Annotated in this window: 21 protein-coding genes; 18 read left to right on the top strand and 3 right to left on the bottom strand. The window is 64.3% G+C overall.

The genetic code is table 11. The features are described from left to right. Positions 1 to 7 precede the first annotated feature (7 nt). From LVJ94_25145 to LVJ94_25125, 5 genes are all read left to right on the top strand, one after another. On the top strand, positions 8 to 1,249 hold the full coding sequence (locus LVJ94_25145; protein WXB10501.1) for a DUF2252 domain-containing protein: 1,242 nt from the start codon (positions 8 to 10) through the stop codon (positions 1,247 to 1,249). A gap of 243 nt (positions 1,250 to 1,492) precedes the next feature. Continuing rightward, positions 1,493 to 2,602 carry a hypothetical protein gene (locus LVJ94_25140; GenBank protein WXB10500.1) on the top strand — a complete coding sequence of 370 codons (1,110 nt, stop codon included), beginning with the start codon at positions 1,493 to 1,495 and terminating at the stop codon, positions 2,600 to 2,602. Positions 2,603 to 2,628: 26 nt separating this feature from the next. Next, positions 2,629 to 2,883, top strand: coding sequence for a hypothetical protein (locus LVJ94_25135; protein ID WXB10499.1), 255 nt, complete (start codon positions 2,629 to 2,631; stop codon positions 2,881 to 2,883). Between the two features lie 167 nt (positions 2,884 to 3,050). Further along, the gene (locus tag LVJ94_25130; GenBank protein ID WXB10498.1) at positions 3,051 to 4,415 is read left to right on the top strand and encodes an OFA family MFS transporter; all 1,365 of its coding nucleotides are present in this window, start codon (positions 3,051 to 3,053) and stop codon (positions 4,413 to 4,415) included. Continuing rightward, positions 4,412 to 4,621, top strand: a complete 210-nt coding sequence (locus LVJ94_25125) for a hypothetical protein (GenBank protein ID WXB10497.1) — start codon at positions 4,412 to 4,414, stop codon at positions 4,619 to 4,621. Before LVJ94_25130 ends, LVJ94_25125 begins: the two co-directional genes overlap by 4 nt. On the opposite strand, the gene LVJ94_25120 is transcribed toward LVJ94_25125, so the two are convergent. After that, positions 4,611 to 5,273: a glutathione binding-like protein gene (locus tag LVJ94_25120; GenBank protein WXB10496.1), complete on the bottom strand. Its 663-nt coding sequence runs from the start codon at positions 5,271 to 5,273 to the stop codon at positions 4,611 to 4,613. The two genes, LVJ94_25125 and LVJ94_25120, sit on opposite strands and share 11 nt — an antisense overlap. Before the next feature lie 84 nt (positions 5,274 to 5,357). Between LVJ94_25120 and LVJ94_25115 the strand changes: the two genes are divergently transcribed. Beyond that, positions 5,358 to 6,281 (top strand): LysR family transcriptional regulator, encoded by a 924-nt coding sequence (locus LVJ94_25115; protein ID WXB10495.1) that lies wholly within the window; start codon positions 5,358 to 5,360, stop codon positions 6,279 to 6,281. A 2-nt stretch (positions 6,282 to 6,283) separates the two neighbouring features. Here the strand turns inward: LVJ94_25115 and LVJ94_25110 are convergent, their stop codons facing one another. Next, positions 6,284 to 7,381, bottom strand: coding sequence for an alpha/beta hydrolase (locus LVJ94_25110; GenBank protein ID WXB10494.1), 1,098 nt, complete (start codon positions 7,379 to 7,381; stop codon positions 6,284 to 6,286). A 63-nt stretch (positions 7,382 to 7,444) separates the two neighbouring features. Here LVJ94_25110 and LVJ94_25105 point away from each other — a divergent pair, with 63 nt between their 5' ends. The 12 genes from LVJ94_25105 (at position 7,445) to LVJ94_25050 (ending at position 23,161) form a co-directional block, all read left to right on the top strand. Then, the gene (locus LVJ94_25105; protein WXB10493.1) at positions 7,445 to 7,837 is read left to right on the top strand and encodes a VOC family protein; all 393 of its coding nucleotides are present in this window, start codon (positions 7,445 to 7,447) and stop codon (positions 7,835 to 7,837) included. Between the two features lie 236 nt (positions 7,838 to 8,073). Continuing rightward, positions 8,074 to 9,504: a hypothetical protein gene (locus tag LVJ94_25100; GenBank protein WXB10492.1), complete on the top strand. Its 1,431-nt coding sequence runs from the start codon at positions 8,074 to 8,076 to the stop codon at positions 9,502 to 9,504. 11 nt (positions 9,505 to 9,515) lie between these two features. After that, the gene (locus tag LVJ94_25095; GenBank protein WXB10491.1) at positions 9,516 to 11,036 is read left to right on the top strand and encodes a DUF1501 domain-containing protein; all 1,521 of its coding nucleotides are present in this window, start codon (positions 9,516 to 9,518) and stop codon (positions 11,034 to 11,036) included. Between the two features lie 28 nt (positions 11,037 to 11,064). Continuing rightward, positions 11,065 to 12,981, top strand: a complete 1,917-nt coding sequence (locus tag LVJ94_25090) for a DUF1549 domain-containing protein (GenBank protein WXB10490.1) — start codon at positions 11,065 to 11,067, stop codon at positions 12,979 to 12,981. A 957-nt stretch (positions 12,982 to 13,938) separates the two neighbouring features. Further along, the gene (locus tag LVJ94_25085; protein WXB10489.1) at positions 13,939 to 14,901 is read left to right on the top strand and encodes a chlorinating enzyme; all 963 of its coding nucleotides are present in this window, start codon (positions 13,939 to 13,941) and stop codon (positions 14,899 to 14,901) included. Further along, positions 14,898 to 15,164: an acyl carrier protein gene (locus tag LVJ94_25080; protein WXB10488.1), complete on the top strand. Its 267-nt coding sequence runs from the start codon at positions 14,898 to 14,900 to the stop codon at positions 15,162 to 15,164. The genes LVJ94_25085 and LVJ94_25080 overlap by 4 nt, the downstream gene beginning before the upstream one ends. Then, positions 15,116 to 15,961, top strand: a complete 846-nt coding sequence (locus LVJ94_25075; GenBank protein ID WXB10487.1) for an alpha/beta fold hydrolase — start codon at positions 15,116 to 15,118, stop codon at positions 15,959 to 15,961. Before LVJ94_25080 ends, LVJ94_25075 begins: the two co-directional genes overlap by 49 nt. Beyond that, entirely contained in the window at positions 15,933 to 17,597 is a 1,665-nt protein-coding gene (locus LVJ94_25070; GenBank protein WXB10486.1) for an amino acid adenylation domain-containing protein, read from the top strand. Before LVJ94_25075 ends, LVJ94_25070 begins: the two co-directional genes overlap by 29 nt. After that, entirely contained in the window at positions 17,594 to 18,067 is a 474-nt protein-coding gene (locus tag LVJ94_25065; GenBank protein ID WXB10485.1) for a YbaK/EbsC family protein, read from the top strand. Before LVJ94_25070 ends, LVJ94_25065 begins: the two co-directional genes overlap by 4 nt. Before the next feature lie 10 nt (positions 18,068 to 18,077). Further along, positions 18,078 to 19,217: an acyl-CoA dehydrogenase family protein gene (locus tag LVJ94_25060; protein WXB10484.1), complete on the top strand. Its 1,140-nt coding sequence runs from the start codon at positions 18,078 to 18,080 to the stop codon at positions 19,215 to 19,217. Between the two features lie 16 nt (positions 19,218 to 19,233). Continuing rightward, positions 19,234 to 22,380: an amidohydrolase family protein gene (locus LVJ94_25055; GenBank protein WXB10483.1), complete on the top strand. Its 3,147-nt coding sequence runs from the start codon at positions 19,234 to 19,236 to the stop codon at positions 22,378 to 22,380. 16 nt (positions 22,381 to 22,396) lie between these two features. Continuing rightward, positions 22,397 to 23,161 (top strand): beta galactosidase jelly roll domain-containing protein, encoded by a 765-nt coding sequence (locus tag LVJ94_25050; protein ID WXB10751.1) that lies wholly within the window; start codon positions 22,397 to 22,399, stop codon positions 23,159 to 23,161. A gap of 7 nt (positions 23,162 to 23,168) precedes the next feature. Here LVJ94_25050 and LVJ94_25045 read toward each other — a convergent pair whose 3' ends face one another. Further along, positions 23,169 to 24,332 carry a hypothetical protein gene (locus tag LVJ94_25045; protein ID WXB10482.1) on the bottom strand — a complete coding sequence of 388 codons (1,164 nt, stop codon included), beginning with the start codon at positions 24,330 to 24,332 and terminating at the stop codon, positions 23,169 to 23,171. Between the last annotated feature and the right edge of the window lie 156 nt (positions 24,333 to 24,488).

The raw sequence follows: 24,488 nt of genomic DNA, 5'->3' as shown, positions 1-24,488 counted from the left end.
TGCACCGATGCGTTCGTTCGATCCGATGATCTTCGCCAAAGAGCAAATCGCACGCGACGAAGCGCGCACGCGGCACATGCCCGCGCTTTTCGCGCGCAAAGTGGCCCGAATGCGCGCCTCGGCCGTAGGCTTTCTTCGCGGTGCCGCGCCACTTTTTTACGAGCTGTACGAGCACTACGCGGAGGACTGCCACGACGGGCCGGCGGGCGAGGGATGGATCGCCGGCGATCTGCATGTCGAGAACTTCGGCGTCTATCGGACGGCGCCCGTGGATCTGCTCCAACGTGGGCGGGCGGCCAACGTGACCTTCGATTTGAACGACTTCGACGATGCCCTCGTTGGACCTTGGCGCCTCGATGTGTTGCGGCTCCTCACGAGCTTGCTGCTCGCCGCGCGTGGATTCGGTGCGAGTGGTGCGCGTGCCGCGTCGTGGACCGAGGCGTTGCTCGACGCGTACACCACGCGCGCATTCGATCGGGCTCCGCCGCCTCTCGAGGTGCCCGTGCCAGTGATGAACCTCCTTACGCGGGCGAGTGCGCGCACCCGGCGTGCCCTGCTCGATGCACGCACCACGCGCACGTCGCGCGGTCGCCGCTTCGTGCGCGATGGTCTTCGCTACGCGGAGCTGCCACCGGCCACCGACGCCGCCGCGCGCAAGGTATTCCAGACGTATGCGCACGGGGTTCGAGAGACCTATGGCCTCACGCCCGAGCACTTCGAGGTGCTCGACGCCGCCTTCCGCATCGCCGGTACCGGTAGCCTCGGCACCTTGCGCATCGCCGTTCTGGCGCGCGGGAAGGGGAAGGACGACGGCAACTGGATCTTCGACATGAAAGCGCAGTCGGCCCCCTCGGCCGAGGCCTACGGCAAGCCGGCGCACGTGCGATCCCCCGCCGAGCGCGTGCTGACCGCGATGCAGCGCTGCCTCGAGCAACCGCCGCACATGGCGGGCACCGTGCCCATGAAACTGGGAGGCAAAACCTCGTCGATGCTGGTGCGCCGCCTCGCCCCGCAAGAAGACAAACTGGATCTCGGCCACGTGCCCGACGCCGATCTTTTGCCGCTCGCGCGCTACCTCGGTGGGCTCACCGGCGCCGCCCACCGCCGCGGCGCCCAGTCCAAGCCGCGCCGCCCCTGGTCCTCGGCCGACTGCACGCGACTCCTCTTCCGCGCCTTCGCCCTCGCCGGCCTGCACGAGGCCATCTACCTCGCGTATTCACGCCTCACGGAGCCCCTGATCGCGAAGTAAGCGGCTAGATCGAACCGCCAAGACGCCAAGGACGCTCTTGGCGGCTTGGCGGTTCTACCATCCCAAATCGACGCGCCCCAACCAAGCCCACCAAACAATTGGGTGGGATTTTCGATTTCCATGCCTCGCCCGACGTCCAGGTGACGTTTCGGGCAATAGCCCTCGAAAGCCCTTACATTTTGTTCAAAAGCTTCGTGGTCTTATGTAGTTGAAGCCGGCACACGGATTGCTGAGTGCGCCCGCATGGTCCCCCTCCGTGGTCTTCTCCGTGATCGGCGCGGTGTCTCGGCTGTCGAGTACGGGCTCATTCTTGCCGCCATCTTGCTGTTGGTCGCCGCGGGCTACCGCCTGTTGGGCAAGGACAACTCGCAGGCGACCCGCCATGCCGAGGCGACGCTCCAAGGGGGCGACGGCTACGGGGCCGGCGGAGGAAATCACGATTCCAAAGGGGGCAACGGGGACGCGCCGGGCGGCGGTGCCGACAACGGAGGCACCAACGGGGCCGATGGCCAGACGGCCAGCAACGACAACGCCGGCAACGGCGGTGGTGACAAGGCCGGAAACGGTGGCAACGGCGGCGACAAAGGAGGTGGCGGCGGTTTTCTGAGCGGCGTTGGCAACTTCTTCAAGGGCGCCATCCTCGGCGACTTCGGTGGTGACAGCGGATGGTCTGGCCTCGCCGGACAAGTCGTCGTCGGGTTCATCCCCATCGCCGGCCAAATTGCCGACGTGCGCGACACCGTTGCCGGCATCAAGGCGGTGGTGAACGGCGAGCCCGGAGGCTGGGCCCAACTCGGCGGGGCCGCCGTGGCATGGATCCCGGGGGTCGGCGATCTCGCGAAGGCCGGAATCAAGGGCGCCCGACACGCTGACGAAGTGGCTTCGGCCGTCGCCAAAGGCTCCGACGCGGCCAAAGGCGGCGACGAGGTTGCGGGCGGCATCGCCAAGAACGTCGACGAGGCGGCGCACCTGGACATGTTCCGCGACGGCGGCTCGTTCTTGGTGCCCGAGGGAGCGTACGACAAATTCATCAAGGGCAAGCCCACCGTCGGTCGCGACGACGGCCAATTCATGACCACGAAGGGCACCGTCGACCAGATTCTCAAGGACGCGAACGGGGACATCAACATCATCAATCAACGGCTCGGCACCGACTTCCCGCCGGGAACGAAGCTCGTACGCATCGACGTTCCCAAGCCCCTCGATCACGGAGCGCGTCTGCCCACGGGCAAAGAGTCGGGGGCGAACGAGCACTTCATCCCCGGCGGCTACACCAGCGGCGGCATCCCCGAAATCGTGACCAACCCCATCCCATCTGGAAACGTGAACGTCACCACGGTGCCCCTGAAGTGAACTGAGTCGAGGTACGATCTTCCGCTATGAAGGAAATACGCAGCGCCAATATGGACTATGTGTTGCTCGAGGGCGACGATGGGGAGCCTCTCCTCGACGTCCTCGTGGGAACCATTGCGATGTTCCCGCGGCGGGTGCGGCTCACGGCCGACGAATACCAACGGATGCTCTCGGACGAAGCGTACACACGCGAGTTCGCCATCTCCGTTCGCCGTGAGCCGAAGAAGTTCGCTGGTCGCTACGAAGACCACCCTGCGCATGCTTTCGGCTCGCAGAAGTGACTACAATCTCGTAGCAAAATAAGAAAAAATGAAGCTTAGCCCGGGCATGCGGCGGTAGTGCGCTTAGGTTGACTGAAGCCGTTGGCGAAATGGCCGATCGGACATCGGTTGCGATGGGAGATCGGCGTTTTCGCTCGGAAAAGCGCCACCTAAAGCCTGAGGGGTTCATGACGGATTGGTTGGACCGCGATCGCAGCATTGCGGAACCTGGTTACAGCCGCTGGTTGATCCCACCTGCCGCGCTCGCGATTCATTTGAGCATTGGGCAGGTTTATGCATTTAGCGTTTTCAAGCGCCCGCTGCAGGCGCACTTCGGAACGAGCCCGACGCCCATCGCGTGGATCTTCAGCCTCGCCATCGTGATCTTGGGCCTCTCGGCCGCGTTCGGTGGAACGTGGGTCGAGCGAAACGGGCCGCGCAAATCGATGTTCGTGGCCGCGTGCTGCTGGGGAGCCGGCTTCGGGATCGGCGCCTTCGGTGTTGCCACGCGCCAGCTCTGGCTGCTGTACCTCGGTTACGGGGTCATCGGCGGTATCGGCCTCGGCATCGCCTACATCTCGCCGGTCCCCACGCTCATCAAGTGGTTTCCCGATCGGCCTGGACTGGCAACTGGAATGGCCATCATGGGCTTTGGCGGCGGCGCACTCATCGCTTCGCCCGTGTCGGTCAAGTTGATGGAGCTTTTCCAGGCCAAGGGCGCGACCTCGGGCGAGTCGGTCACCAAGACGTTTCTCGTGCTCGGCGCCGTGTACTTCGTGGCGATGGTATTCGGGGCTTTCACCGTCCGCTTGCCCCCGCCGAATTGGTCGCCGGGCAACGACGGCGGCTCACCCGCGGAGCCGAAAAAGGTCGCGACGGTGACCGAGCCCGCGATGCGCGTCTCCGCGGCCAACGCGATCCGCACGCCGCAGTTCTGGATGCTCTGGGTGACGCTCTTCTGCAACGTCACCGCCGGCATCGGCATTCTGGAGCAGGCGGCGCCCATGATTCAGGACTTCTTCCGCGCCGGCCCTCGCTCCGGCGTGTCGGCGGTGGTCGCGGGCGGCTTCGTCGGCGTGCTGTCCATCTGCAACATGGCGGGGCGTTTTCTGTGGTCGTCCACCTCGGACATCGTCGGCCGCAAGCGCATCTACTCGATCTACCTCGGCCTCGGCGTGGTGCTCTATGCGCTCTTGGCGGTGGTGGGCTCGCACTCGACGGTGGTCTTCGTGCTTCTCGCCGGCGCCATCCTGTCGCTGTACGGCGGAGGGTTCGCCACCATTCCGGCGTACATCCGCGATCTGTACGGGCCCTTCCAAGTGGGGGCGATTCACGGGCGGCTGCTCACGGCGTGGTCGGCCGCCGGTGTGGCCGGTCCGCTCATCATCAATGCCATCTTGCAGCGTGAAGGCAAACCGGGGGCGCTCACCGCGGAGGCCTACCGGCCCGCGTTCCTGGTCATGGTCGGAGTTCTCGCCATCGGTTTCATCGCCAACTGGTTCGTACGCAACGTCGATGCGCGCTTCGACGAAGGATTCGGAGAGTCGAAATGAACAGTGAGTTCCCCCCGGCGCCGTTCCAGGTCATCGCCAACGACGCTGCCTGCGAGGGCCTCGAGGATCAGGAGGAGCAGGCCCGTGAGCAGGCGCGCCGCAGCCAGGCCGTCCAGATTGCGCTCTCGTGGCTTCTGGTCGGCATTCCGCTGGCGTACGGCTTTTACGAGACGCTCCTCCGCGCGGCGAAGTTGTTTACGGGTTGATCGGGCTGGCCGAGCGAGCCTGGCTGGCGTGTCGGGCTAGCTCGCGTGCATAGAGAACGCGCTCTTCGGCGATGGCTTTGGCGATGCTGGGGCGCTCGCGCAGCCGGTTCGCATATGCCTGCACCACGGGGTAGTTGGCCAAGTCGATGGGCACCACGGCCGTCCAATTGAGGACGGCGAGCAGGTAGGCGTCGGCGACGCTGAATTGGTCGAGCAGAAATTCGCGCCCGGTGAGATGCTTCTCGAGGTACCCCAGGCGCGAGGCCTCTTTCTCGAGGGCGTACGACTTCACCTCGGCGGGCGCCTTCTTGTCGAGCAGGGGCACGAACAGCGATTTGTGCAACTCGGTGCCGATGAAACAAAGCCACTGCTGAAGGCGCGTTCGCCCGAGCGTGTCGTTCGGGGCGAGGTTCGCGTCGGGGAAGGCGCTGGCCACGTACTGCAGAATGGCCGCATTCTCGGTGAGAACGTCGCCCCCGTCGGTGCGCACCGTGGGCACGAGGCCGAGCGGGTGAACCTCGCGGAAGTCCTTGCCGTCTTCGGTGAGCTTGGTTTTCGGGTCGACCTCGACGAAGGTGGCCTTCGCGCCGGCCTCGTACAGAGAGATGCGGGTCGCCAGCGAGCAAGAGAGCGGCGAAAAATAGAGCTGCATGAGAGTCCTCCGTGGTGATGACGCCGAAATATCTAAGGGTCGCCTAGGGATGCGTCCAACGCATATTTGGAATAGACTCGATGCATGGAACTCATTGCAGAGCCCCGGCTCGACGTGCGCGATCTCCAGGTCGCGCTCGCGCTGGCCTCCACCGGCAGCACCGCGCGGGCCGCATCGCAGCTTCACATCACGCAATCCGCGGTGAGCCGCGCGCTTCTCGCGGCGGAGGAAAAGCTGGGGGTGCGCATTTTCGAGCGGACGCGCCGCGGGTTGGTTCCCACGCCGGCGGGTGAGCGCTTTCTCGAGGGGGCGGCGCGCCTGCTCGTCGAGTGGTGCGACTTTGAGCAGCGCGTGTCCGCGCCGCAGGCGTCACCGATGCGCCTTCGCCTCGTGTGCGAGTGCTACACGGCGTACCACTGGCTGCCGTCCACCTTGCTCGATCTGCGAAAGAGCCTGCCCGATCTGGAGCTGACGCTGGCCATCGAGCACACGGAGGCGCCAGTCGATGCGCTGGAGGCCGAGGCGATCGATCTCGCGCTGCTGACCACCGCACCGGTGCCGCGCAGCACCGGGCTGGAGGAGCGCGCTCTGTTCGAGGATGAAATCGTGTTCGTCATGGCGGCGTCGCACCCGCTGGCCGGGCGAAAGAGCGTGACGCCGGCGGATCTGCGCACGCACGCGCTGCTCACGGGGCAGGCGCCCGCGGCCGAGGCGCACTGGTTCATGACCCGCGTGTTCGGCCGCGCGCGGCCGCGTCTGCGCTTCGAGCGCTACCCCCTTACCGAAGCGATTATCGATGTGGCGCGCGCCGGCCTGGGCATCGCGGTGCTCTCCGAGTGGATCGCGGGGCCGCATCTGGGCAAGGGCGACCTGGTGGTGAAGCGCCTGGCCTCGGGGCCGCTGCTCCGCCCATGGCGTCTCGCCTTCCGCCGCGAGATCGCCCCGGCCGCGCAGCGTGTGCTGTCGGCGCTGGCGGTCAGCGCACCGCACGCGCGGCTCGCGGGGTGAGATCAGCGCGGCCCGAGGAGAAAGGCCAAGGCGCCGGGGATGCGCTGCCGCCAATAGACCTCGCTATGGGTCGCGCCGTCCTGAACGAGGTATTTGGTGAGGATGCTCGGCTTCGCTTTCCAGATGGCGGCGAGCCGTGCGGTGCGGGTGACGTCGTCGTTCGAGCTGCCCGCATTGCCCGAGTCGATGTAGACGCGGGCGGGGAGTGGGGGCTGCGCCGATTGGCTTCGCCCGATGAGCCATTCATTGGCCCACCACGTCGACGGGGAGAGCGCTCCGACGTTGGCGAACACTCCCGGTCGTTCCATGGCGGCGTAGAGCGAAACCAGGCCGCCCAGCGACGAGCCGAGGATGGCCGTGTGCGCCGCATCGGGCAGGGTGCGCAATTGCGCGTCGAGCGCATTCTTCAACTCGTCCGCGACGAACCCAACGTAACGCGCCGCATCGCCACCACCGTAGTCGGGGTCGGGCACCGGTGTGTATTCGCCAATGCGGTTCGACGTATTGTCGATCCCCACGACGATGGCCTCGTGAATGGTCCCGTTGCGGGTGCCTTGATCCATGGCGCCGCCCACGTTCCAGGAGACGCCACCGAAGGCCGTTTGGTCGTAGAAGAGGTTCTGCCCGTCGTGCATGTAGACCACGGGGTATCGCTGGGCCGGGTTCTCGCCGTACGAGGGCGGGTAGTAGATCCAGATGCGGCGATCGTTTCCCAATATTGGGGAATGCCAATTGGGAAGCTGCTCGATCCGGCCCGCGTCGTGAAAGAACCATGGCCACACGTGCACGGTCTGGCCGGCGGCGACGGTCCAATTCGGCCCGATGGCCCACTGCTGGTCGTCGAAGAGCGGCTTGCACGCGATGGTCGATGACGCATCGATGGTTCTCTGCCACACGTCGCCCTCGATCCACGTCGTCGCGAGGGAGACATTCCAATCGTGCCCGCCGCCGCCGCAGCGCAGGGTGATGCGATGTCCCCACCCGGCGGGGTAATGCACGAGCACCGTCGCGGCGGCCGCGTTCCCCGCGTGCGCCGCGTGCCCGCTCGTCGCGAGGCCGAGAAGAAGGAGGATGGCCGCAGGAAAATGGCGCCGTTGCATGGATGACTTCGGTAGCAAAATCGGCCCGCCCCGTCCACGGTCGGCCCTACAACGTGAGGCGTCATGGCCAACGAACTGAATCACATCATCGTACACTGTCGCGATCGCCGGGCGTCCGCGCGGTTCCTGAGTGACTTGATGGGCGCGGAGCCGCCGCTCGATTGGGGGCCTTTCACGCAGGTGACCAGCTCGAATCGCGTGGGGATCGACTTTGCGGACTTCATGATTGCCCCCGAAGCGATCAACCGGAGCCACCTCGCGTTTCTGGTGACCGATGCGGAGTTCGACGCGATCTTCTGTCGCATCCAAGAACGATCGATCCGATATTGGGCCGACCCGATGTGCGCTGCCGAGGGGAGGATCAATCACAACTACGGGGGACGCGGCGTCTACGTCCTCGATCCCGGACATACTATATCCATCGAGTTCATCACGCGGCCATACGGTGACCCTTGAGAATGACGCGGCCTCGCGACGACGTTGCGCCAGGCGGGTAAAGTAAGAGATACCCCGGCGCGCCGAATGTCGATATCGGTAAATGCCGTTTCGTAATTCTATTCTGTATCGCAGGATCCACGCTTGCGGATCGACATACATCCAGAGCCCAAGGACATTCGATCGATTCTGCTCGTCGGTGAGGAGCAGGACTGCCTTTTGCTTGATACGCGTGTTCGGAAGGAGCATGCGTCTCCATGCAACCTGCAAAACGTCTCTGGCTCGTGTTCGCGATTGGCGGAACGAGCGTATCTTCCTATTTGGGGTGCGGCGCCGACGAGGTCGCGCCGGCCACGTTTCCCGGGCACGAAGCGGGAGCCGATGCGCCGCGCGATGAAGGGGCGTCGCCCGATGCGCCATCGAATCCGGATCTCGACGATTCCGCGAGAACCCTTTATCCAACGCTGGAGGCACTTTATCAGGGCAATCAAGGTATCTATCGGACTTGTGGTCCCAACAACGGTGTTTGCCACAATGATAAACAATTTCCAAATTTGGCGTCCGTTGGCAGTGTCGTGGAGAATATCGATCTGCCATGCAATGTCCTGAGGGATAAGCCGGGCGAGATCCACAATCTCTGCGAGCGGCGCGGAGACTTCCTACAGCTCGATCACGGGGACGCTGGGGCTGCGGCGGACGCCGGTGACGCGCGGCGCATCGAAATAGGGTACGTCGAAGATATCGAACCCGATGCCGGCATGCCCGTGCTCCCCCGTCATTGGCGCATGGTGCTCAAGGAGACACCTCCCGACGATGTCAGCACGTTCCGCGCGACGATCGTGCGCGGGCCGCAGGACGAGGTCCACCCGGTGACCGGCGTCGGCGTGAGTCTGACGGTCGATCCGGAGAAACGCAACGCGGTACGGATCGATATCGATATCGAGATACCGGACGACGGCGGGTTCCCGCCGGGAGCGTTTCTGGCGGTGTGGTTGATGAGGGCGGGGACGCCGAACGATCGGACCGCGATGCAGTTGGGCGACCCCAATCGCGACGGAACCTTCGGCGCGACATTGGGCGGGCGCCTGGTCAAACCAGGGGATCCGGCCAAGAGCTACCTTTTGACGCGACTCACCGATCCGAAGGCCGGGCCCCTCATGCCCCTCGCCAATTGCTGCCATTGGTCGGCCGCGAGCGCGCGCGCCCTCTGGTGCTGGGTGGCGTCGCTCGACCCCCAAGGGACGAACGCGCTCGATGCCATCGACTATGCGAAATGCCCGCCTGGGCCTCCCGACACCGTGGTGTACGCGGGGCAGGGGCCCAATTGCGAGACGAGCGGCCTGTGCCCGACGCGCGCCAAGGGCGTTTTGACGGCCGACCCGACCTGGTCGAACATCCATCCAAATATCATCCAGGCGAATTGTGCGTCGTGCCATAGCGGTGGGGCCGCGGCCGCTGCGCAGCTCGATATGGGCACGAGCGATGGCGCGTGGACGGCGCTGATCGAGCGAGGGCTGGTGGTTCCGCACGATGCGGCGGGAAGCCTCTTGTATCGAAAGATCGACCCGGCCACGTGCGGCCCACTGTCGTGCATGCCGAAATCGACATCGAGCGCGTCGTTTCAACCCCTGGAGGAGCGGGCGCGACTCCTCATCAAACGCTGGATCGACGATGGGGCGAGCAAGTGAGGAGGAATGTCATGGATCATGGAACGGATCGAAGAACGATGTTGCGGCGCACGTTGCTCAAAGGTGCCATCGTTGGCGCGGGCATCGCGTGCATTCCTGGCTTCGGTGCGGGGCGCGAGGCGCGTGCGGCGCTGCCTTCGGGGGCCCCGGCCCGGCGCGTGCTCATTCTGAACTTCACGCTCGGAATTCGCTCCAGCGCGGCGTTCTATGCAAGCAGCAAGAAGAGATACAATCCGTATGGCTTGATCCAAGGCGACTTGCCCTTTCCCGTGGGGGCATTTCTCGATGATTGCATTCCCTCCTTCGGGGAGGCCCCCGTACCCGACTCGGCGTATCTGCTTCCCGGCGCCTGGAATGGCCTGTCCGTTCTCCGAATGCGCGACTTCGCCAGGGCAGAAGGATTCTCCGTCGTAGGCTCGTGGGATCCCGGCCGGGGTGACCACACCCGCGACGAGAGCGTCTGCGCCACCGGGTCCGCCGAACCCTCGGGCATTGGAATTCTCTCCCGCATCTATGCAGGGTTGGCCGGGGCGAGTTCGCCGACGGACGCTCCAGGCTTTCACCTGCATCCCAGGGTGCCCTTCGGGCGCGCACCGCACTTTCTCTCCGAGCATACGCCCATCGCCGTCAGTGGTGCGAAGGCTCTGCCCGGCTCGCGTCCGAGTCCCGTCGACCAGAACGACGTGCGCGCCCGCACCGGACATGATTGGTCGAGGGACGCGACGTGGCGTACCCGCTTCGATCGGGGCATCGCGGCGCGGCGGTCCGGTTCCAATGGGGCGGCGGCGGCGACCATGGAGCATCTGCGGGCCAGCGGTGCGACGGTCGGCCCTGCGCTTGCGAATTGGGTCAATGTCGCCAATCCGAACAAGCACTCCGAGGCGCGGGGCACGGTGGACATTTCACCCGATCGATCCGGGCACATGGTGCCGCTCACGAACCAGATGCTCTTCGATGCCTTCACGCGCGCCGTGGACGACCCGAATCAGCAATCGCTGATCGACGCCGCGGTGGATCTCGGAATGGCCGTGCGGCTCCTGCAGCTCGGAAGCCGCGCAGTCACCGTGGAGATCGACGGGTTCGACAGTCACTTCCAGGAGTTTCGCACCTGCCGCGCGCTGTATCGGGCGGTGGGGCGGTTCTGGCCGACCATCCATTTCGTTCTCTCGCGTGTGGCCGATCCGCTGCTGCCGGGCAAGTCGCTTTTGGATACGACGTTGGTTTGCACGACCAGCGATTTTGGCCGGGACCCGGGCTCCGATGAGACCGGATTCAGCGCCGGTGAAGGCACCGACCACGGCAATGACCCATCTTGCTATTACCTTGCCCACGCATGCATGGGCGCTGGCCTTCGCGGTGGACGCGTGCTCTCCGCACCGAGCACGGACGACTACCGCGCGGACAAAATTGCCGAGCGGTATGCGCCGGATCAATTCCTCGCCATGGTGCTCTCGGCCATGGGCCTCGACGCCGCCAATCCCAATTATGGATTTCCCGCGGTGAGTGATCCCATTCGACGGCTATTTGGATGAAACGGTGCACCGAGAAAGGGAGGACCGAATGCAATTCGTCAAATTCTTTGCGTTGACTGCGACCGTTTCCGCCGCCACGGCATGCGTGGCAGGCAGCTCGGCGGGTACCCCGCTGCCTGCCGACGACGATCCGACCCAGCCCGTCCCCGAGGGGCCTCCGCGCAGAGACGGTGGTGCCCCTTGCGATCCGGCGTTGGGTGCGCATTGCAGCAATCCCATCGACCAAGTGCTGCTGCCGCTCTTTCACGACGAAAAGCTGCGTCCGCGGACGGCATCCAACGCGGAAATCTGCCGGCGCACGGCCATCGATTTGCTCGGGCGCACTCCGACCTTGGCGGAACTCGACGCCTGTGCCTTGCGCAGCGTCGAGGAGACCGTGGATGCTTTCATGCATAAGTCCGAATACCCGGTAACGCAGGCACGTTGGTGGAGCGAGATCGTCTCCGGTAAGGGGCGGTTCGGGGGATCGTCGCCTCGAGCGAACGTGGATCTCGATCGCCTGGTGCGGCAGTTGCACGATCCGGATGTGCCACTGGCCTATGACGCGTTCACCCTGAAGGCGGCCATTCACCCCGCCTTCGTCAAGACGGTGACCTTCGGGGGGGAGCTCGATTCCGATTGGACACGTTCTCTGTTCACGACGTTTCTAGGTCGGAATGCGCGTCCCGATGAAGTCGTCGGGTTCGCGCCCATTGCCGCGGTATGGCACGGACGATACTTCCAAGACGGAGCCCTTTGGTTCGAGAATGGTGTTGGGAAGTACGGGTCCTTTGGCTTCGAAATCGCGGCCGACTTCTGCGTGTGCGGTTCGTACCGTCCGTGCGTGTCGGACACGCTGGGTACACCCATTGATTTGGGAACCGTCGGCTGCGTTTACGCCGACCATCCCTACGACGAGGTCAATCTCGTGACGCTTCAGGAAGAGGGGTTGCCTGGCACGCGCAACGACACGTGTCCCGACGGAACGCGTCGTATCGGGTGTACGGATACGGAGGCCTTCGTGGATCTATCGCCCTTGAGGAGGCTCCCTCCCGCCTCGGACGCGCAGCGCGAGCGGCTGGAACAAATCGGCAAAGCCCTGATCGCGCGCGGAGATTTCTGGGAAGCCGCGGCCGATCGAGAGCTTCGGCGGTTCGTTTCGTGGTGGCAAAATGGCTTCGTTCGTCCGGATTACGACCTGCCCGCCGTGCGTGCCGTGGTGGCGCGTGAGCTCCGGCGCACGGGGAGCATCCCGCGCGTTCAAAAGATGATTCTTACGAGCCTGCTCTACGACGCCCCCGCCGATGCTCCCTCCGGCACCGAGAACGCTCCGTCATGGTCCTCCGGTGCCACCAAGCTTCTTTCCGGTGAGACGTGGCTCGACGCCGCGGCCATGGCAACGTTTGGCACGCCAATTGGATACTGCGACTATCGATTCCTCGGCCGCAAATACGTCGATGGCGCCTTCCTCCCCGTCATTCGCGATCGGTACGTGGTGTCCCCACAAGGTGCGGTGAAGGAGCTCGCAAATGTGGATCCCGCTCTGGTGACACGAGTTCCGTCCCCCATCGCGTCGCGCGGCTTCGACCGGGACGCATACTTGATCGCGGCGAACGAGCTCGGAGGCTGCATGCCGGGCGAGCGCCGGGCCACGAGTACGAGCATGCGCATCACACTCGCGCAGCGCGAAATTGCACAAATGCTATGTGCTTACGGTTCCGAGGTGCTTCCGCCTGGCTTCGATCCGGCCGGTGTTTCCGGAGCATCGGACCTCGGCGCGATTGCCACGAACCTGGCACGGCGTGCCTGGTCGCGAGATCCGTCCCTGGAGGAGCGCGGGCAGATGATCCAGGATATGAAGGACTGCCTCTCCGCAGGTCCGGATGTCGGCTGCGGGACCGTCGAGTCGGCGGCCCGTATGCTATGCGTCAGCCTCCTCGACTCGACGAATTTCGCACTCTATTGACGGCCGGATATCCAGGCCGATTCGATGGGCGCCGCCCAGGGGGGGCCAAAGCAGCGATGCCCCGGCGTGCCGAACAGCGATATCGAGAATATCGCTTCGCATTCTTCCTTTCTTACCGCCGGGCTCCACGAGGTGGATCGACATTCATCCAGGGGCTACCGCATTCGATCGCTTCGCTCGTCGATGGAGGTAGGACTGCCTTTTGCTTGAGGTGTGCCTGAGGTGTGCTTGAGGCGTGCGCTTGGTTGCGCAAACTCGGAGGCCTCCTGGCCTACGACGCGTTCACCCCGTGAACGTTGCATGGCTCGACGCTGCTGCCATGGCAACGTTCGACGCGCACATGGTGCGGGTTGCCCGCGCCATTTCGGGCTGCGGCATGATTCCGTCAACATTGCCCAAGTCGCGCACGATGCCGGCGCCTATCGTCTCGGAGTGAGGTCGAAACGACTCGTGCCCAGAAAGGCCTGGCAAGGCAAACAAGACAAGACGAGACAAGACGAGACAAGACGAGACAGACAAGGCCCGACCTGGCCAGCGCTCGCCTCGCACTATCCGCTGGAACATCGAATGGATAGGCACATGCCCCGATTGCCGCCGCTTATTCAATGGTGCGGAACTGCCTCTTCCATTCGGAAGTAACATCGCTCAACCAGACCAATACGTTGTTTGAGAAACATCGCATTGCGATTCATAAATGATCTGCTTGACGTGACAGTAGGGGCTACTACTGTCGTGCTGAGCCTTTTTCCTTAAAGTGCCAATCTCGGTCGTGGAGGCTGCGGCGAGCGTTTAATCGGAGATGCGTTGCGTCGGCTCGTTCGACGCACCGTTGCTTCGAGTCTTCGGAATTAAAAGTTCGCCAAGTCGCTGTTCCATGAGTTGCGCCGCTTAGGCGCAGTGCGCATCATCCACGCCCCTTATTCGCTTAACACTCGTAACGGCAAAGGAGATACTTGTATGAAGCAGACGGTCGACTTTGCGCTGAGCCCCGAGGCGCTCGCGCAGTTTCATCGAGATGGTTACATCGGCCCGTTCGACTTGTACGGCGAAGAGGAAATGGAAAAACATTTCCAAGGCTTACGCCCCAAGCTTATCAACACGAAAAAGGCCATCTACAGGCAGGATCGTGCCATCTCCGGAAATACCAATCTGGCCAATTATGACCGGCATTTGGACGTCGACTTTCTCGCGGAGCACATCACCCGTCCCGAAATCGTGGATCGCGTGTCGAGCATCCTGGGGCCCGATACTTTGTGTTGGCGCACGGAGTTTTTCCCCAAGTATCCAGGGGACGAGGGGACCGACTGGCACCAGGCCGACAATTTCTCCAACGTTGCGGGGTCGAAGCACCCTCAAATCGTTTGGCCGGAGGACGCGGAGTTCGGCGGCACCATCACGGTTTGGGCCGCTTTCACCGACGCCTCGGTGGAAAATGGCTGCCTTCAGTTCATTCCCGGCTCGCACAAGACGATGAATTACGACGAGTCGAAGACGATGGTCTACGACGACAAGTCCATCAACAACGTCGAGAAGGGCGGAATCAAGCGCGGATTCTTCGGGTACGACTATCGGCAGCTGCAAAAAGACCCGAATTGGAGCCCCGACGAAGCGAAGGCCGTCTCCCAAGTGATGCGAAAAGGGCAGTTCATCATCTTCTGGTCGACGTTGATGCATGCGTCGCACCCGCACTCGGGCGCCACCGACAAAATGCGGCTAGGATTCGCCGCGCGCTACTTGCCGACATCGGTCCGCGTTTACCCCTATTCGGACGCGCTCGAGGAGTTCGGCGGCGCGGCCAGCCTGGAGAAGTTCGGCAACGTTCTTACGACCGGCGTGAACAGGTTCAATCACAATCGATTCGTCGAGCAGACGGTCAATGGATATCGCTTTCCAGTGCGGTCGGAGGTCGGTTTGCGATGAGCAGCGAAAATCAAGAGAAGTTCGAACGGTGGGTGATTGGCGTATGCCAGGGCCTTGGTGTCCGAATCAAGGATGCCAGCAGTGACTTTTTCGAGGCCGGCGGAAGTTCGCTTGCCGCGGTGAAACTCATCGCACGGGTGGAAGAGGAATTCGGCGAAGATGCCCTTCCGCCCGAAGACCTGTTCAGTCAGAGCGCGGTTCGCGACATTGCCTCGTGCATCCTGCGCAACGCCCCGCGAGCCGCCGCCCCGAGCGACGCGTGACCGCGGTCGGGAGGATTACCTCGGATGTCGGTGGTCCCGCGCAGGACGGCGACGACAAGTGGATGATGACGCTCAAGAAAGCGTCGACCCCCCTGCGCATTCGCCTCTTTTGCTTCCCATATGCCGGGGGAAGTCCGGAGCTATTCCGGCCTTGGGCCGATGGGCTGGACGAAGGGGTGGAGCTCGTCGCCGTTCGGTTGCCGGGCCGCGGCCGTCGCCTGCGCGAGGCGCCGTATTCGAATTGGAAGGCATTGTTGGACGATACGTTTGCTGCGCTCGCGCCGTATCTCTCCGAGCCGCACGCTTTCTATGGTCACAGCTTTGGGGGAAGGCTCGCCTACGAGCTGGTTCACAGGACCACGAAGGTGCCTGGCGCCCAGACCCGAGGTCTGTTCGTTTCCGGTTGCCGAAGCCCCGACACCCCGCAGGCCCGTCCGTACATGCACGAGATGTCCGAAGACGGCTTTCTCGACGCCGTGCGCGGCATGGGGGGCACACCGTCGGAGATCCTCGACAACAAAATCATGAAGCGGCTGTTTTTGCCGGTTATGCACGCCGAGATCCGGCTTGCCGAGCTTTGGGACGATCGGCATGGGACCGGGGTCGACGTGCCCGTGACCGCCATGTACGGCCGCGAGGACCACATCGACGGCCGGGCCAACATGAGCGGCTGGCAGGCCTTCAGCTTGCGGGCGTGCGAGCTTCTCGAGATGCCCGGCGGCCACTTCTTTCTCGAAACACATCGCCAGCAACTGCTGGAGGTCATTCATGCGCGATTGGGAGCCCCGAATCGATAAACTGACGTTCGACCGCGACGCTCTGGCGGTGCATCGCCGGATCAATCGGACGGGGGCACCGTACCCCGACGGGAGCAGCGTCAAGGAGCTCTTCGAGCGCTGCGCCCGCAATCACGCCGACGCGGTGGCCGTCATCCATCGGGACCGCGCGCTTCGGTACCGCGAGCTCAATCAGCTGGCCAATGCCTTGGCGGCACGGTTGCAGCAAGAAGGGTTGAAGCGGGGGGAGACCGTGGGTGTGTGCATCGATCGCTCTCCGGAGTTGATCGTTGCGCTGGTAGCAATTCTCAAGTGCGGCGCAGCATATTTGCCATTCGATCCCTCGTGGCCGGACGAGCGCGTGCGCGGTCTTTTTCAGGTCGTGGGGGGCTCCGCCGCCCCACACACCCAAGAGGCGGCCCGCAGCTGGATGCTCAGCGATCGCGTACCGGCGTTGGCCGCTCGCTTTCCGGAATGCCACCACGTGCCCGTCCTGCCCGTCCTGCCTGTGCCCCCGTCGGCATCGGCCGACGCGAGCGACCATCATGCCAATCCGGATACGCCGGTGTCCGCCGAGGACATTGCGTACATCAACTTTACCTCGGGTTCGACCGGCAAACCCAAGGGCGTGCCCATTCGGCACCAAAGCATCGCGCGGCTGGTGTACGGGGCGACCTACGCACGGCTCGACGCGCGCACCGTTCTCTTGCAACTGGCCCCGGTGACCTTCGACGCGGCGACGTTCGAAATCTGGGGGGCGCTCCTTCACGGCGGAACCTGCGTGCTCTATCCATCGCGGTTCGTTCGGCTGTCGGAGTTGAAACACGCCTTGCGAACCCATGGCGTGACCGTCTTGTTTCTGACGACCGCTCTGTTCAACACGGTCATGGACGAAGCGCCGGACACGATCCAGAGCGTCGAAACGGTCCTGACGGGTGGGGAAGCGCATTCGCTCAAGCACATTCGCCGCGGATTGGATCGGTTTGGTACCGAACGACTCGTCAGTGTCTACGGCCCCACGGAATGCACCACCTTCGCGACCTATTACCCGATTCGGGAACTCTTGCCGGACGAGACGGCGCTGCCCATCGGCCTTCCCATTCAAAATACGCGCGTCTACGTGGTCCAAGACCGGAAACTCTGCGCTCCGGGCGAAGTGGGGGAGGTGCTCATCGCAGGCCCTGGCCTGTCGCCGGGGTACTTGGGAATACCCGACGTGACCAACGAACGGTTCGTCGAATACGACATCGACGGCGAGGTGGAGCGGCTCTATTGCACCGGCGATCGTGCCTACCTCCGCGAAGACGGCAATCTGGTGTTCCAGGGCCGCACCGACGATCAGGTGAAAATCAGCGGCTATCGCATCGAGCTCGGCGAGATATCGCATCATCTCGGCCAGCACCCGGCGGTCAAACAGAATTTCGTCACCGTCTCCCAAGACGTCGCGGGGGAGAAGGCGTTGCTGGCGTTCGTCGTGTCGGAAGGCGAAGGTTGCTCTCCCACCGCCATTCGTGATTTCCTCAAGGAGCGTCTGCCTGGGTACATGATCCCGAGCAGCGTGTACCTCTGCGAATCGCTTCCGCTCTCCGCCACGGGCAAGGTGGATCGCAAAGCGCTTCTCGGGGTCCATCACCCTTCTGGAGCTCTATCCTCATGACCATTAGCGCCCGCGCGCAGCAATTCCAAGACATCCTCCAAAAGCTCGGCCTCGACTTGACGGTCCTCGAGCTTCCGGATTCCACCCGCACCGCCGACGATGCCGCGCGGACCCTCGGCTGTGAGAAGGCGCAAATCGTCAAATCGCTGGTCTTCCGCAACAGTACGAACGACGCGCCGGTCATGGTGCTTGCGAGCGGTCCCAATCGCGTCAACGAGAAGGCCATCGCTCGGCTCGTGGACGGCAAAATCAGCAAGGCCGATGCCGACTACGTCAAACGGGTGACCGGTTTTGCCATCGGAGGTGTCCCGCCTTTGGGGCACAAGGAGCCGGTGACTTTGTTCGTCGATGAAGACTTGCTCGCGTTCGACGAAACGTGGGCGGCCGCCGGCACCCCGAATGCCGTCTTCAAGATCCCCGGCAAGCTCACCGCGATTTTGCCGGAGCACACGGTCATCTCGGTCAAATGATGGTCGCTCCATGAACACGCCCTACCTCACCGCCGAGCACGTCGAGCTGCGCGCCCGCGTACGAGCTGCGCTCGCGCGTGTCGTTTTGCCGAATGCGGAGGCATGGGAGGCGTTGGGGTACATTCCGGCCGAAGGCTGGCGGGCCCTCGGCCGTGAGGGGCTCTTGGCGTTCGGCCACACGGGCAGCGCGTTTCTCGAGAGTGCCATCGTGCTCGAGGAGCTCGGGCGCACGGGGTATGCAGGTATTCGCGCCGCCGTCGGCGTGCACGCCTACATGGCACTCTCGTACCTCGAAATGTTCGGAACGGCCGAGCAGAAAGACATGTATCTGCCGGGGGCGCGCCGGGGCGAGCGCATTGCGGCTTTGGCCATCACCGAAGCCCATGCCGGTTCCGATCTACGCCACTTGCAGACGCGTGCCGAGCCTGTCGCCGATGGGTATCGGGTCAGCGGCGAGAAGCATTACGTCAGCAACGGCTCCCAGGCCGACCTGTTCGTCACGGTCGTTCGAACCGGCGAAAAGCCTGCGGGCAAAGGGCTAACGGGGGCGAGCCTCCTGCTCATCGACGCCGGCAGTCCCGGCGTGACCCGTTCCCCGATGGGCCTCACGTGCTACCGCAGTGCCGATGTCTGCCGGCTGACACTCGATGGCGTTTTCGTCCCGGCGAATCGGTTGATCGGGCGTCGGGACAAGGCCTTGATGCATCTGATGCGCGCGCTGGATTTCGAGCGGCTGTGTGCGGGACTCTTGGCGGTGGGAGGCGTCGGGCACTGCCTCGATCTCCTCGACGGGTTCGTGCGCGAGCACCAGGTGAAGGACGCGCCGCTCGCGGCGAACCAGGCCGTTCGGCACAGGGTCTCGGAGCTCGATGGCGACTTCGAGCTGGTGCGCAACTATGCCTACCACGCCGCGTGGCTCCACGCGCGCGGCGAGCTGGATACGCGCACCGCGTCCATCCTGAAGCTGAAAGCCACCGAGCTCGCGGTGACCGCCGCCCAATGGTGCCTGCAGTACCACGGAGCGCGCGGCTACCTCGCCGGCGCAGCCCCCGCCCGCATCCACCGCGATGCGATGGTTGGCACGATCGCAGCAGGTGCGAGCGAATTGATGCGCGACATGATTTTCGAAACGAATGGCCATCAGCCCTGAAAGGGGATTTCGGACGATGCAAAAGCGTGTGGGTAAAGTCTCGTTGGCCGCGCTCGGCCTGTTGCTTTCGGCGTTTGGCCCGGCGTCGTGCGAGCGGGAAAAAACCGTGTCGGTCACCTCGACGGAGGGTACCAACATCGCCGCGACGGTATCTCCCGATGGGCAGCGCATCGTCTTCGACTTCCGCGGAGCGCTCTGGTCGGTGGCGCGATCGGGCGGTGAGGCCACGCGCCTCACGGAGCCCTTCTTGGAGCCGTCGCGCCCGCACTGGTCGCCGGTGGGCGATTGGATCGCGTTCCAAGCCTTCACCGACAACGCGTTTCACATCTGGATCATGCGGCCCGATGGCAGCGGCCTTCGCCAATTGACCTTCGGCCACGGCGACGATCGCGAGCCGCGCTTCTCGCCCGATGGCACCCGCATTGCCTTTTCGTCCGATCGCGGTTTCGAGGGAACGTACGACATTTGGGTCGTCGATGTCGCGAGCGGCGCGCTCTCGCGGTGGACATCGTCGCCGACGGACGAATTCGAGCCCGATTGGCTCGCGGGCGGGACGGAGCTCGCCTACGTCGTCGGAACGGGGGCGACGGGGGCGAGCATCCAGGCCTCCGCGCTGGGAGGGGCCGCGCGAACGTTGATCACCGCGCCTGCGGGCATGCGGCTCGAATCGCCGGCGGTGGCGGCCGACGGAAGGGTGGCCTACACGCAGCTGGCACCGCCCCCCGTCGCGGTGGGCTTGCCGCAAGCCGCCGAGGCCACGCTCATGGTCTCCGGCGCCCGCGTGGGCACGCGCACGGACGTCTTTCCGTTCCATGCGAACTGGTTGAACGATCGCGAGCTTCTGTACACCGCGGACGGAGGAATTCGCATTGCCGATCTCGGTGCGGGCTCGGAGCGCTCGGTCGCGTTTCGTGCGGAGCTCGAGGCGGTCGTCGTGCCCCATTACGATCGCAAAGCGCGTGACTTCGACTCGAAGGAAAAGCGCCCGGTCAAAGGCATTGCGGGGCCGCGCCTTTCCCCGGATGGTCAGAAGGTCGTGTTCCAGGCGCTCAATCAGATTTGGGTGGCGGGCCTTGGGGAACGTCCGCGCGCCATCACGAGCGATCGCTACTTCAAGGTCGACCCCAGTTGGTCGCCCGATGGCCGCAAGATCGCGTATTCGTCGGACAAGGCGGGGACCGAGGACCTGTACATCTTCGACCTTGCGAGCGGCGCCGAGCAGCGCGTGACGTCGCTGCCGGGCGCCGAGTACGCGTCTGCGTGGTCGCCCGATGGGACCAAGCTCGCATACCAGGATCAAACGACGGCGACCTTCACCGTGGACATCGGCTCGGGCAACGTGCGCCAGGTCATCGGGCCCATTTTCGCCCCGTCGAAGCCCAGTTGGCACGCCAGCGGCGCCACCCTCGCCATCGCGGCGCTCAAGCCGTACAGCCGCCGGTTCCGCGAGGGCACCAGCCAGATCCTCACGGTGAACGTCGCCTCGGGGGCGCTCACGTACACGGAGCCGTCGCCGTTCCGGTCGATCAGCACGCGGGGTGACGACGGGCCGGTGTATTCGCCCGACGGGAAGTTCGTGGCGTTCGTCTCCGAGAGTGCGCTCTGGATCAAGCCCGTCGATGGCAACGGGGTGCCGAACGGCGAGGCCGTGCAGGTCAACGACGAAGCGACCGATGCCCCGAGTTGGAGTGGCGACTCGCAAACCCTCTTGTACTTGTCGAACGGCAGGCTCCGCACCATCGCACGCACGGGGGGCGCTCCGCGGGACATCCCGCTGAACCTCGATTGGCGTCCCGAGATCCCCGAGGGCCGCACCGTGATCCATGCGGGTCGCTTCTGGGACGGCCGCGGCCCGACGGTCCTCACGGACGTGGACATCGTGATCGATGCGAACCGCATCGCGCAGATCCGCCCGCACCAGGCCGACGCGCAAGACGCGCAGGATGGTCGAAGCGTGACCCGCATCGATGCCTCGGCGCAGACCGTCGTCCCTGGTCTATGGGAGGCGCACACGCACCATCTGCTCTATGGCAAATATTACGGTGACCGGCTCGGGCGCCTCTGGCTGGCCTATGGCGTGACCTCGCTCAATTCCGTCGCCGATCCGGCCTACCGCGCCGTCGAGGCCAAGGAGGCCTTCGAATCCGGCGAGCGCATCGGCCCGCGCTTCTTTTCCACGGGCGAGGCCATCGACGGCGAGCGCATTTATTACAACATGATGCGTCCGGTGAGCGGCGGCGACGTGCAGTTGGCCCGGGAGCTCTCGCGCGCCAAGGCGCTCGACTACGACATGATCAAGACGTACGTGCGTCTGCCGCACGTCGACCAGGCCAAGGTGACGACGTTTGCGCACGACACGATGGGCGTCTATGTCGCGTCGCACTACATGCCCGCGTTGCAGGCGTATCCGGTCGATGCCATCACCCATTTGAGTGGTACGACGCGAACCGGATTTCCGTACACCCGCTCGGCCACGGGGGTCAGCTACCGCGATATGCGCGATCTCTTGCGCGAATCGGGGATGTTCGGCATGACCACCACCTTCAACACGACCTTCTACGCTGACGACCCCGGCATGGTGGAGGACACGCGCCTTCTGACGTTGAACACGCCGTGGGCCCAGGCCGCGCTGCGCGCCAAGCGCGATACGGCGCAGAACACCGATCCCGTGCTGGCCCTTTCGGCCCTGCACAAAGAACAAGATACGGTTCAGAGCATCCGCGCGGCCGGTGGTGTCATGGTCGCCGGAACCGACTCGCCGCTCGACGATGTCGCAACCGCGTTGCATTTGAATCTGCGTGCACAGGTCAAGGTGGGCGGTGTCCCGCCGTGGCAAGCCTTGCAGACGGCGACCAAGCTAACGGCGGAGGTCGTCGGCGCCGGGCGCGATCTGGGAACCTTGGAGAAGGGGAAGGTGGCCGATCTGGTGATCGTCGACGGCAATCCGCTGGTCGAGATCAACGACTTGGCCAAGGTCAAATCGGTGATGAAGAACGGAAAGCTGCACACCGTGGAATCGATCCTCGCGCCCTTCCGATCGAGCACCGCCGCGGCGTTGTCATCGCCCCATCGGGTGCTCGACCCCGCGCCGGAGGCGGCCCACGCCGCCGAGAAATACTGGTGGCACGATCCGGAGCAAATGCTCGACGACGAGCATCTCTGAGCGCGGTCGGTACAACATCAACCCGGGAGGTCGGTACCGCGCACACGTCCAAGCCCGCGGCGCGGAGACGGGCGTATCGCTTTCGGCGACCACGGGCAACCAGGGCAAGTGCGCGGCATGGTTGAATGGCGTTTACCTCGGTGCGAATGGAAACGGAGCGCGCACGTTCACCATTCCGGCGGGAGCATTGCGGCCCAATGCCGACAACGTGCTCGCGGTGCTGGTCGAGAACATGGGGCACAACCAGGATTGGCTCCACAACGATTCCCACAAGGAGCCTCGCGGCTTGACCTCCGCGTCGCTGGTTGGCTGCGGCACGGCGGCCCTCGCCTGGAAGATTCAAGGCAATCTCGGAGGCGAGGACCTGGCCGATCCCGTGCGCGGTCCTCTCAACAATGGCGGCCTTTTCGGGGAGCGTGCCGGCTGGTCGCTGCCCGGCTATCCGGACCGGGATTGGGCGAAAACGACATTGCCCGCCACCGAGCCCACGCCCGGCGTGAGCCGGTACCGCACCGACTTCCACCTGAACGTGCCCCCTGGGCCCGAGACGTCGATTGGCCTGCGGATCACCGATGATCCCAAACGCAAATATCGACTCCAAATCTTCGTCAATGGATGGAACATCGGGCGCTACATCAACGACGTCGGTCCGCAGCGCGTATTCGTCATTCCGACGGGCCTTCTGCGCACCCGGGGGAGCAATACCCTCGCAGTGGCCTCGTGGGGGGATGACGATGGCACGGGCGGCCTCGGTCAGGTTTCGCTGGTGAACCTCCAGTAATCCTTGCTCAGCGGCAGGCAAACGGCTGGATTCCCCCGGCGAAGAGGGTGCCATCCGAGGGCCTGTCGTAGGGGGGCGCGGCGAAGAGCGGTTCCAGGTGAATGCTGGCCCGCGTCTGATTCCTGGCATCGCCCAACCAGCTGCCCCATAAGTCGATCCACTCGTAGGGTTGCCCATCCAGCGTGAACACGGTGCGCGGCTGTCCTCCGCATGAATTGGCGGAGATGCCGCGCCGACCCGTGCCGGGCGCCGCAAATCCGGTGTTCGCGGGGGCAGACCACGGGCCGAGCGGCGACGTGGCGGTGGCGTAGCCGGTGCCATCGCCCGAGCAGTAGCCGCAATTGGGATCGCTGTACGTCAGGATCCAGGTGCCGTCCGAAGCCTGAAAGACCCCGGGCGATTCGACGTTGGTGAGCCCTGCGAGTGTGCTCGCGCCGTTGGTGGAGCCGTTGGACCACCAGGGGTCCAATCGTTCGACGGCAAGCGTCTGGTCGGCGAGCGTGCAATAGATGTATGCGTCCGAGCCGCGGGTCACGATGGAAAAATCGCCATTGCCATGGCAGAAATTCATGGGCGATGGCTTGTGCGTGGTGCCATACGGCGGACCCGCGTTCTCGCCGCACGGGCCAATGGGGCTGTTGCAGCCCATGGCATAATAGGCATTGTTGCCCTTGGTCGCGAAGTCGCGGGGCGCATTGAACCAGAGGATCCACACCCCGTCCGGGCGTTGGACCATGCGCGGGTTGAAGCACCCTTCGCCACCGGCACCACACGTCGTATTCCAGGTTTCGTTGTTCCAGTCGTTGCCATCGCTGGGTTGGAAGAGCAAGCCGCGGTACGTCCAATTGGCCAAGTCCGTACTGGTCCATGCGCCAAACCCGCAGAAGGGCGTATTGGGCACGCGCCATTGATACCCGCAGCCGTACCGCGTGCCGTACAAGTAGTACGTGCCCTGGTGGAGCAGCATCGTTCCGTCGTGCGCATCGAGGCCGGCGTACGTGTGGGACGTCACGGCGATGTTCGTCGATGGCAATGACTGCGAAACATCCTGCGACGTGTCACTCGATATCCCACACGCAACAACCGCCGAAACCATGGCGGCCAGCGCCACGCTCACCAGCGTCCACTTCGCGGATATCGCGTGCAGAACTGGGTTCGTCGTCCTTTTCATGGGACTACTCTACGCAGTCCGTTCTGGCGTCTTTCGAAGAGGGATGAAACGGGGCTCCTTCCTGCGTGCCACAAGCGAAGGCAGAAACTGCGCGACGCTTCGCCGAGCGAACGCATCGGACGCGGTACGCCCTTTTGCAGGGGCTCCCATCAGGAC

The sequence above is a fragment of the Sorangiineae bacterium MSr11367 genome (genome assembly GCA_037157805.1).
Classification (GTDB): domain Bacteria; phylum Myxococcota_A; class Polyangia; order Polyangiales; family Polyangiaceae; genus Pendulispora; species Pendulispora rubella.
This window is presented reverse-complemented; position numbering and strand designations above follow the sequence as displayed.